The sequence below is a fragment of the Arthrobacter sp. Cr_A7 genome, from assembly GCF_029222765.1.
Lineage (GTDB): Bacteria > Actinomycetota > Actinomycetes > Actinomycetales > Micrococcaceae > Arthrobacter.
Genome location: NZ_JARHXQ010000266.1, coordinates 1 through 9615, shown reverse-complemented (window position 1 = coordinate 9615; position 9615 = coordinate 1). Strand labels below are relative to the sequence as shown.

Here is a 9615-nt window from a genome sequence, read left to right as displayed (position 1 = left end):
GGCGTTGCCGGAGGGAGTCGTTTCCGGTTAAGCGTTGGCCTTGATGGCGGCGGCGAGGACGTCCAGGCCGTCGTTCAGCAGGTCATCGGTGATGACCAGCGGCGGCAGCAGGCGGATCACATTGCCGTAGGTGCCGCAGGTGAGGATGATGACGCCTTCCTTCAGGCAGGCGGCAGCAACAGCCTTGGTCAGTTCAGGGTTGGGTTCCTTGGACCCGGCCTGGACCAGTTCGATGGCCAGCATGGCGCCGCGGCCGCGGATGTCGCCGATAACGCCTGTGCCGGTGCCGGCCAGTTCAGTCTGCAGTTCACGGAGGCGCGTGGTGGCAACCGCTTCAATGTGGCGGGCGCGGCCGGCCAGGTCGTATTCCTCCATGGAACCGATGGATGCCAGGGCAGCCGCGCAGGCTACCGGGTTGCCGCCGTAGGTGCCGCCCAGGCCGCCGGGGTGGACGGCGTCGAGCAGGTCGGCGCGGCCGGTGATGGCGGACAGCGGCATGCCGCCGGCGATGCCCTTGGCAAGGGTCATGATGTCCGGGATGACGCCCTCGTGGTTGACGGCAAACCATTCGCCGGTGCGGCAGAAGCCGGACTGGACCTCGTCGGCGATGAAGACAATGCCCTTTTCCTTGGCCCAGGCAGCCAGCGCCGGCAGGAAGCCCTCAGCCGGAACGATGAAACCGCCCTCGCCCTGGATGGGCTCGATGATGATCGCGGCAACCTGGTCCCCGCCGATCTGCTTTTCAATCATGGTGATGGCGCGCTTGGCAGCCTCGGCACCGGTGATCTCCGGGTTTTCCTCGCGGTACGGGTAACTCATGGGCATGCGGTAGACCTCGGGCGCGAACGGGCCGAAGTTGGTCTTGTAGGGCATGGCCTTGGCGGTCAGCGCCATGGTGAGGTTGGTGCGGCCGTGGTAGGCGTGGTCGAAAGCCACGACGGCGTCACGCCCCGTGGCGAGGCGGGCCACCTTCACGGCGTTTTCCACGGCTTCTGCGCCGGAGTTGAAGAGGACGGTGCGCTTTTCGTGGTCACCGGGGGTGAGGCGGTTCAGCTGCTCGGCGACGGCCACGTAGCCTTCGTAGGGTGTGACCATGAAGCAGGTGTGGGTGAAGTGCTCCACGGCTTCCTTGACGGCACCGACGACGGCGGGATCGGACGCGCCCACGCTGGTGACTGCGATGCCCGAGCCGAGATCGATGAAGGAGTTGCCGTCAACGTCATGGATGATGCCGCCGTCGGCGTCTGCCACGTATACGGGAACGCCGGAAGCGACGCCCGCGGCCACCACGGACTTGCGCCGCTCGGCGAGGGCGAGGGACTTGGGGCCCGGGAAGTCGGCCTGGACGCGGCGCTTCTGCTCCAGGCGGAAGGTGATATCGGATGCGGTGGTGGTCATGGGTTTTCCTTTCAGAGCCTGGTGATCGAGCCTGTCGAGATCTTGGTTTCGACAAGCTCAATGACCGAAGAATTTATGAGTCGAGTGCGCTCATGACGTGCTTGATGCGGGTGTAGTCCTCCACGCCGTACATGGAGAGGTCCTTGCCGTAGCCGGACTGCTTGAAGCCGCCGTGCGGCATTTCGGCGGTGAGCAGGATGTGGGTGTTGATCCAGACGGCACCGAAGTCCAGGTCCCGGCTCAGGCGCATGGCCGTGCCGTGGTTGGTGGTCCAGACGCTGGAGGCGAGGGCGTATTCAACGTCGTTCGCGAGCTCAACGGCTTCTTCCTCCGTGCTGAAGCTCTGGACGGTGATGACGGGGCCGAAGGTTTCCTTCTGAACCACGTCGTCGGTCTGCTTGGCGCCAGTGATGATGGTGGGCTCGAAGAAGTAGCCCTTCTCCCCCGCCCGGTGGCCGCCGGTTTCGATGCGGCAGTTCGCGGGCAGGTTCTCCACCACGGACGTCACGGCGTTGAAGTGGTTCACGTTGTTCAGCGGGCCGAAGTAGTTGTCTTCGTCGTTCTGCGAGCCGGTGTGCAGGGTCCTGGTGTGTTCCACCATGGCTGCCACGACGTCGTCATGCACCGAATCCTCCACCAGCACGCGGGTGATGGCGGTGCAGTCCTGGCCGGCGTTGAAGAACGCGAACTCGGCGATGGCAGCCGCGCTCTTCTTGATGTCGGCGTCCTTGAACACGATGGCGGGAGCTTTGCCGCCCAGCTCGAGGTGGGCGCGCTTGAGCCCCTTGGCGGCGCCGGAAGCGACGGCGATGCCGGCCCGGACGGAGCCGGTGATGGACACCAGGCCGGGGACCTTGTGCTCCACCATCATGGCGCCGGTCTGGCCGGTGCCGAGAATGACGTTGAGGACGCCGGCGGGCAGGATGTCCCCTGCCAGGCGGGCCAGGACCAGGGTGGATTCCGGGGTGGTGTCCGAGGGCTTCAGGACCACCGTGTTGCCGGCGGCGAGTGCGGGGCCGATCTTCCAGATGGCCATCAGGAACGGGTAGTTCCAGGGGGCCACCTGGGCCACCACGCCGATGGGTTCGCGGCGGACATAGGAGGTGTGGCCCTCGAAGTACTCGCCGGCGGACTTGCCTTCCAGGATGCGCGCGGCACCGGCGAAGAAGCGGAGCTGGTCTGCGCCGGCGGCCACTTCCTCGGAAGCGATCAGGGACCGGACCTGCCCGGTGTTGCGGTGTTGGGCCTCCACCAGTTCGTCACTGTTGGCTTCGATGGCGTCGGCGAGCTTGAGCAGCATCAGCTGACGCTGGCCCGGGGTGACGTGCTTCCAGGTCTTGAACGCGTCCTTCGCAGCGGCCATCGCGGCATCGACGTCGGCCTGCACGGAGATGGGCGCAACGGCCACCACCTCGCCGTTGGTGGGGTTCACGACGTCCAGCAGGCCTGTGCCGGCAGGGGTGACGAACTGTCCGTTGATGAAGTTCTGCAAGGTTTGGACCACGGTGTGCAACCTCTTTCGTAAGGGGCCATCGGCGCCAGGGTTATTGGACCAGGGCGGATGGATGGAACTGCCTTGAGCCTATGCCAGCGCCCCTGCCCAGTGAATAGCCACCTGCACACCCTTCCTTACGGTGTTTAGTGCGGTTGTCCAGAGCCCGTTTATCCTTGATGCATGGCCATTTCCCTCGCTGCCCTGCTGGGCGTGAACTCCCTGAAGCTTTCCAAGGCAGGGGTTGCCGAAACCACCTGGCACCAGGACATCAACTGGGTGGCGGTCACGGAGCTCGAGGATCCGCAGCGGTTCATCAACGGCGGCGAGCTGATCCTCACCACCGGGCTGCGGCTGCGTTCCGCGCCGGAGCAGCGGCGCTTTGTCCGCCAGGTGCAGCGGGCCGGGGCCGTGGGCATCGGATTCGGTGTGGGGCTCTCGCATGATGCCGTGCCGCCGGCACTCCTGGCCGAGGCCAACCGGTGGGGCTTGCCTGTGGTGGAGGTCCCCTATGAAACCCCGTTCATCGCCATCGGCAAGCTGGTGGCCGATGCCCAGTCCGCGGACCACTATGCCAAGCTGGAGCGGCTGATCGCCGGGCACCAGGTGCTGGCCCGGGCGCTGCTGACCGGCGGCGGGCTCGCCGAGCTCCTGAAGCACCTGGGCAGCATGCTCCGGACGGATATTGCCCTCACCCAGTTCACGGCGCAGCTTTACAACAGCAGCAGCGAGTCGCCGTCCGCAGACACCTGGTCCTCCTATCCCATCCCCACCGGGCGCCGCGATGCCTGCACCCTGTGGGTCCGGCAACCGTTCGAGGACTCCGGCATCATCGGCTACGCCCAGAACCTGATCAGCGTGGAGCTGAACAACATGGTCAAGCAGCGCCAGGCGCAGCGCGCCCTGTGCGGGCAGGTGCTCGAGGACGTCATCCACGGCGCGCTCGAAACCAGCGAGGCGCAGCGCCGGCTGGCCGGCGTGGGCGTGAACAGCACCCGCAAGAACGTGGTGCTGCTGGCCGTCTCTGCCGCGCACAACAAGGCCCTGGTGAGCACCTCCGTGCCGCGGGACCTGGAGAACGCCGTTGCCGCCGTCGTCGGCAAGGACCTGGTCCTGGTGGTCAATGACGACGGCGGAAAGGCACCAGCCCTGGCGCGGAAGCTCAGCGACCACCTTGCCGAGGCCGGGATCCACGCCACCATCGGAATCGGCGGCGCGTACACCAAACCGAACGGCCTGCGCTGGAGCTACTTCGAGGCCCGGGATGCGGCAAGCCACGGACTGCCCGTCAACGAGCCGGAGCGGCTGAGCCTGACATCACTGCTGCTGGCCAGCGAGGACGTGCCGCTGGCGGACATGGCACAGGAATCGCTGAACCCGCTGCGCACCTTCGATGCGGCCCATGGCGCCGAGCTGATGGCCACGCTGGAAAGCTACCTCAACAACAACGGTTCCGTGGCGGCCGTTGCCGAGGAGCTCACCCTGCACCGCAACACCGTCCGCTACCGGCTGGCCCAGATCACCGAGCTGACCGGATACGACCCGTCGGTCACCTCGGACCGGGTGCAGCTGTGGCTGGCCCTGGCAGTGGCCCGGTTGACCGCGCGGCAGGGCAAGTAAGCCAACCCGGGGTCACTCCAGGCCCAATGTCCGCCGTTCCGGGGGCCGTATCTGACCCCGCGTTGCCTTGGACCTGTGCCTAGAGGACTCCGCGCCGCAGGAGGTCGCGGGACTTTTTGCGGGCCTTCCGGTACTTCGATTCGGCGGCCGCCATCAGTTCTTCCTGCCGTTTCTGCAGCGCCCCGTAGGCTTCAGCCGTTGCCGCAGGATCCCGGTCCGACCGGAGGCCGGCGACCAGGTCGCGGGCCAGCACGGCGTCATGGTAATCGCCCAGGGTTTTCTGCTGCCGGTGGGCCGCCTTGGCCACCTTGCCCGCCCGCTTGCCCTTCACGAGGGCCGCTGATTCCGCCACGTGCCGGAGCCGCTTTGCGTCCTTGCGCACCTGGTGGAGGGCGTTCTCGTGGTCCGTTCCGCGCCGGGCGTGCGAGGCCGCCTTGTGCGAGCGCCGCAGCCGTTTCGCCGCCTTGTCCACGGCTTTCGCAGCCACCCTCTGTCCCGGCGCCACGGCCTGGGCGCGCACGGGCGGGTTGTCCCGGAAGTCTTCGAGGCTGTCCAGGAGCCTGAAGTAGCGTTTGGACTGCAGGGCCTCCTGGAGGCGCTGGTACCCTGCGTCGAAGGTGGCTCCGGCCTGGCGTTCCACCCGGGCGCGCGCCGCGTCGGTACCCTCGCCCGGAGGGAGACTGTCCAGGTGTCCACGAAGGTGGCCCAGCAGCACCTCGGCGTCCCGCGGCTCGCCGAGCAGCCGGCCCAGCCATTTCAGCTCGTCCCGCAGCCGCCGCACCGGCACTGCCCGGTAGAGCTTCCGGTACGCTGCCAGGCCGGAACGGATCCGGCGCGTGGCCGAACGCATGTCATGCACGCCTTCCGGTTCTTCCAGCCTCACCGCCCCGTCCTGGGCGAGGAGCTGCTCGATCTGTGACGCAACGTAAACAGTGACGACGGCGGCGGCCGGGGCCTTCTTCCCGGACAGGAGTGCGGGCGTGCCCTCCTCGCGGCTGGCGGACGTGCCCAGGGCCTTGGCCAGCTTCGAGGCATGCCCGGCGGGACGGGCGCCGGCTGCCAGCAGAAGCTGCTCGGCCGGGGCGAAGAGTTCCGGCTCCCCGTGGACCAGTTCCAGCTCCCACTCACGCCACTGCTGCTTGTGCCCTTCACCGGCTGCTTCGCCGGACACATCCTGCCCGTGCAGGCGCTCCGCCGTCACGCGGTCATCGGCCAGGTCCGCCAGGTGCACGCCGTCCCCGCCGTACAGCGCATGGGTGGTGCGTTCGGTATGCAGCCGCACCACAGGGGCCACCTCCGCTCCCCGCACATACGCCTGCACGCGGGCCAGCAGGCTGTCCGGAACGACGCCGGGCTGGCCCAGCGGGGCGTGCAGCTCGCGGCGCTCCTGCGGTTCGGCCCCTGTGGAAGCGGAGGATTCGGGCGGCAGTTTCAGGTGCCAGCCCGCGTCGGTTCCGCCCGTGCGGCGGCGCAGGGTGATACGGCGGGAGGCCAGGGTGTGCTTGGCGGTATCGAAGTAGACGGCTTCCAGCAACGCGGTGTGCGGCTCGCCCACCCGGGCAACGCCGGGCAGGTCGTGCAGCGGGGGCACTACGGCGTCGTCGCCGGCGTCGTACTTTTTCTCGACCTCAAGTCCCTCGGAAGCCTTCACAGCCGTCCTTCCACAATTGCTGCAGTGCGTAGTCCGGATGCCCGGCATCCGCCCGTTCGCAGTCTATTGCCCCGGGCCGGAAAGCCGGGAGAGCTTGCCCACAAAACCCTAGACATCAAACGTCTAACCTTTACCCTTGAAGTATGTCTGCCACCCCGCCCTCGCCGGCCGCATCCGCTCCCGCTCCGGCCGCTTTGGCATCAGCCGCTGCCGCTCCCGCGTCCGCGGCAGTCCCGGCCGTGCAGGCAAAGCCGCGGTCCGCCGTCGTCTTCGGCGTTATTGCGCTCGTCCTCATCGGGCTGAACCTTCGTGCGGGGATTACCGGGGCGTCGGCGCTGCTGCACGATCTGCAGACCGTGCTCGGCTACGGCCCGCTGGTGGCGGCAATCATTCCCTCCATTCCCACCCTCTGCTTCGCACTTGCCGGCGCGGGAACGTCCTGGCTCACCGGGCGGCTGGGCGTGGAGAAGGCGATTCTGCTGGCCCTGGCAATGCTGGCCGGCGGTCTCCTGCTGCGCGGCATTCCGGCCACCGGGATGCTGGTTGCCGGCAGCGTTGTGGGGATGTCCGGCCTGGCCGTCTGCAACGTGGCGATGCCGTCCTTCATCCGCGAGCAGTTCGCCTCCCGGACTTCTCTAATGACCGCCATGTATACGGTCACGATGACCACCGGTGCAACCGTCACCGCCGTAGCGGTGGTCCCCCTGGCGCAGGCGCTGGGATCGCCGTCCGCGGCCGTCGGCGCCATCGGAATCACCGCCGTCGCGGCCTTCCTTGGCTTCCTTCCCGTGGTGCTGCACGCGCACCGCAACAGCTCCCGCGGCACCCCGGGCGCCATCTCGCCCTGGCCGCTGCTGCGGACCCGACAAGGCGTGCTCCTCACCGCGATCTTCACACTGCAGGCCCTGCTCGCCTACGCCCTGCTGAGCTGGTTTCCCTACATGCTCACCACCATGGGGCTCAGCGCCTCGGACAGCGGGCTGATGTTCGGACTGATGCAGCTTGTCTCGGTCCCCGCCGGCATGGTCCTGATCGCCATCGGGTCACGGCCGCGGATGCTGCGCCCGGCGTTCTACCTGGTCAGCATCGTCATGGCACTGGGGCTGGTGGCACTGCTGGTGCTGCCCGTGCAGCTCTCCTTCGTGTCGGCCGTCCTGCTGGGCTTTGGCCTCGGAATCTTCCCGCTGGTGATGGTGATGATCAGCCGCAGCGGGGCAAGCACGGCCGAAACCACCGCGCTGTCCACCCTGGCGCAGTCCTCCGGCTACCTGCTGGCAACGGCCGGGCCCTTCGGAATGGGCCTGCTGCACGGGGCAACCGGGGGCTGGACCCTGCCCCTCGCGATCCTGCTGGCCCTGGCGCTGGTCCAGATTGTGGTGGCCCACCTGATCACCGGCACGCCGATGACCGGCAAAGCCAACACCAGATAAAGTAGGACGCCATGGCACTGAGCCCCTCCACCCGCGCGCCCCTGGCCGATGAAGTTACCGCCAAACTGCGCGCCATGGTCCACTCCGGCGAGTGGCCGCTGAACCAGCGCATCCCGTCAGAGACCGAACTGATCGCCGGACTCGGCGTGTCCCGCGGCACCCTTCGCGAAGCCATCAAGGCCCTCGCGCACAGCGGAATGCTGGAAGTCCGCCGCGGCGACGGCACCTACGTCCGCGCCACCAGCGAGATCTCCGGCGCCGCCCGCCGCATGTACCAGGACCACACGGAGGAGCACATCCTGGAAGTCCGGTTGGGGCTGGACACCCAGGCGGCGAGGCTGGCTGCAAGGAACGCCACCGACGACGACGTCACCGCCCTGCGCGGGCTCCTCACCACCCGGGACCAGGCCTGGAAAGGCAGGGACTATGAGGGCTGGGCGCGGGCTGACTGGGGCTTCCACGAACGGGTGGCCCAGGCCTCCGGCAACCCGCTGCTGCATGAGCTCTACGTCAGCTTTGGCCCCGTCCTCCACCAGGACCTCCTCACCCAGCAGGGCCGGCCGGGCTTCGAAGGGCTCCCCCAGGAAGGGCACGAGTTGCTGCTGGCGGCCATCGAACGGCACGACGAGGACGCCGCCGTCGCCACCGTGAACAGAAACCTGAACTCCTGCGCAGAGTGGCTCGGCACGTAATCGGTCAGTAGGCTTACTATCTGACGTAGGTAGTTAAGCCTGCCCTGCACCCGCAGGCGGGTGCCGCCGATGATGAGGAGTTCCCATGGCGCGATCCACACGCCTGACCGAACACGAGTTGGGCAACGAGACCCCACAGCCGAAACCTGGCGCCGAGGCCGCGGCGGCAGCCGAAGGGGCACCGCGACAGGGCCAACCCCTTGGACAATCTGCCCTGCATCGGGGCGCGAAGCTCCGGGAAACCAAGCCGCCCAGCGCACTCTGGTCCGACGGGCTCGGACGGGTGGGCATCCGCGCGGCCCAGATCCTGCTGATCCTGACCGTCGCCGTGGTGTCCGTCTACGCGCTGATGCAGATCAAGCTCCTGGTCATTCCGATCCTGATCGCGCTGATCCTGGCAGCCGCCATCGGCCCGTTCGTGAACATGCTGCGGCGCCGCGGAATGCGCGGAGGCCTGGCCACGGGCATCGCGTTCATCGGATTGCTGCTGCTGCTCGGCGGCGTCTTCACAGTGATCTACTTCTCGGTTCGCAGCCAGTGGGGCGAACTGGCAGCGCAGGCTTCATCCGGCCTCGACGAGCTTGAGCAGTTCCTGCGCACCGGGCCGATCCCCATCGAGCAGGAGCAGCTGGAGCAGGCCCGTCAGGGAATCATCGAGTTTGCCACCAGCAGCCAGGTCCGTTCCGGAGCGATCACCGGGCTGTCTGTGGTGACCGAGTTCATCGCCGGCACGGCCCTGATGGTGGTCATCCTGTTCTTCTTCCTCAAGGATGGCGCCAAGATCTGGAACTTCTTCCTCCGCCCGTTCCGCGGGGCCCGCGAGGCCAAGCTCCGCCGGGTTGGCAGCCGCACCCTTGAGGTCCTGGGCGGCTACGTCCGCGGCACCGCCATCGTGGCACTGGTGGACACGGTGGCCATCGGCGCCGCGCTGCTGATCATGCAGGTTCCGCTGGCCTTCCCGCTGGCCATCATCGTCTTCATCGGAGCTTTCGTCCCGCTGGTGGGCGCCACCGTGGCCGGCATCCTGGCCGCGCTGGTGGCACTGGTGGCCAACGGGCCCGTGGTGGCCCTGATCGTGGTGGCCGTGGTCATCGCGGTCAACCAGCTGGAGGGCGACCTCCTCCAGCCCATTGTCATGGGCAAGTCACTGCAGCTCCACGCCCTGGTAATCCTGATGGCCCTGACGGCCGGCACCATCCTGGCAGGCATCGTGGGCGCAGTCCTGTCCGTCCCCCTGGCCGCCGTGGCGTGGGCGATCATCCAGGTGTGGACGGCCGAGGATCCGAACATGGAGGACATGAACCCGGACCTGCCGCCGGCGAACACGCAGCC

7 protein-coding genes are annotated in these 9615 nt (G+C 67.7%); 4 read left to right on the top strand and 3 right to left on the bottom strand.

Translation table 11 applies throughout. The annotated features are described in order from the left end of the window. Positions 1–27: 27 nt before the first annotated feature. Positions 28–1398, bottom strand: a complete 1371-nt coding sequence (gene gabT, locus P2Q66_RS15680) for a 4-aminobutyrate--2-oxoglutarate transaminase (RefSeq protein WP_275729606.1) — start codon at positions 1396–1398, stop codon at positions 28–30. Between the two features lie 73 nt (positions 1399–1471). Continuing rightward, entirely contained in the window at positions 1472–2902 is a 1431-nt protein-coding gene (locus tag P2Q66_RS15675; protein ID WP_115526457.1) for an aminobutyraldehyde dehydrogenase, read from the bottom strand. Between the two features lie 171 nt (positions 2903–3073). Between P2Q66_RS15675 and P2Q66_RS15670 the strand changes: the two genes are divergently transcribed. After that, complete coding sequence (locus tag P2Q66_RS15670; RefSeq protein WP_275729602.1) at positions 3074–4510, top strand: PucR family transcriptional regulator; 1437 nt, start codon at positions 3074–3076, stop codon at positions 4508–4510. 79 nt (positions 4511–4589) lie between these two features. On the opposite strand, the gene P2Q66_RS15665 is transcribed toward P2Q66_RS15670, so the two are convergent. Next, a complete protein-coding gene (locus P2Q66_RS15665) occupies positions 4590–6161 on the bottom strand; it encodes a CYTH and CHAD domain-containing protein (RefSeq protein WP_275729600.1) in 1572 nt (523 codons plus the stop codon). A gap of 143 nt (positions 6162–6304) precedes the next feature. Here P2Q66_RS15665 and P2Q66_RS15660 point away from each other — a divergent pair, with 143 nt between their 5' ends. The 3 genes from P2Q66_RS15660 to P2Q66_RS15650 form a co-directional block, all read left to right on the top strand. Further along, positions 6305–7591, top strand: a complete 1287-nt coding sequence (locus P2Q66_RS15660; protein WP_275729599.1) for an MFS transporter — start codon at positions 6305–6307, stop codon at positions 7589–7591. Positions 7592–7602: 11 nt separating this feature from the next. After that, a complete protein-coding gene (locus tag P2Q66_RS15655) occupies positions 7603–8283 on the top strand; it encodes a FadR/GntR family transcriptional regulator (protein ID WP_275729598.1) in 681 nt (226 codons plus the stop codon). Positions 8284–8368: 85 nt separating this feature from the next. Beyond that, positions 8369–9615 (top strand): AI-2E family transporter (locus P2Q66_RS15650; RefSeq protein WP_275729597.1); only part of this gene is annotated, 1247 nt, incomplete at its 3' end.

What these genes read in the sequence shown, in the direction of transcription:
- gabT (WP_275729606.1), bottom strand. Translation starts at nt 1,398, where the DNA reads ATGACCACCACCGCATCCGATATCACCTTCCGCCTGGAGCAGAAGCGC.
- P2Q66_RS15655 (WP_275729598.1), top strand. Translation starts at nt 7,603, where the DNA reads ATGGCACTGAGCCCCTCCACCCGCGCGCCCCTGGCCGATGAAGTTACC.
- P2Q66_RS15670 (WP_275729602.1), top strand. Translation starts at nt 3,074, where the DNA reads ATGGCCATTTCCCTCGCTGCCCTGCTGGGCGTGAACTCCCTGAAGCTT.
- P2Q66_RS15660 (WP_275729599.1), top strand. Translation starts at nt 6,305, where the DNA reads ATGTCTGCCACCCCGCCCTCGCCGGCCGCATCCGCTCCCGCTCCGGCC.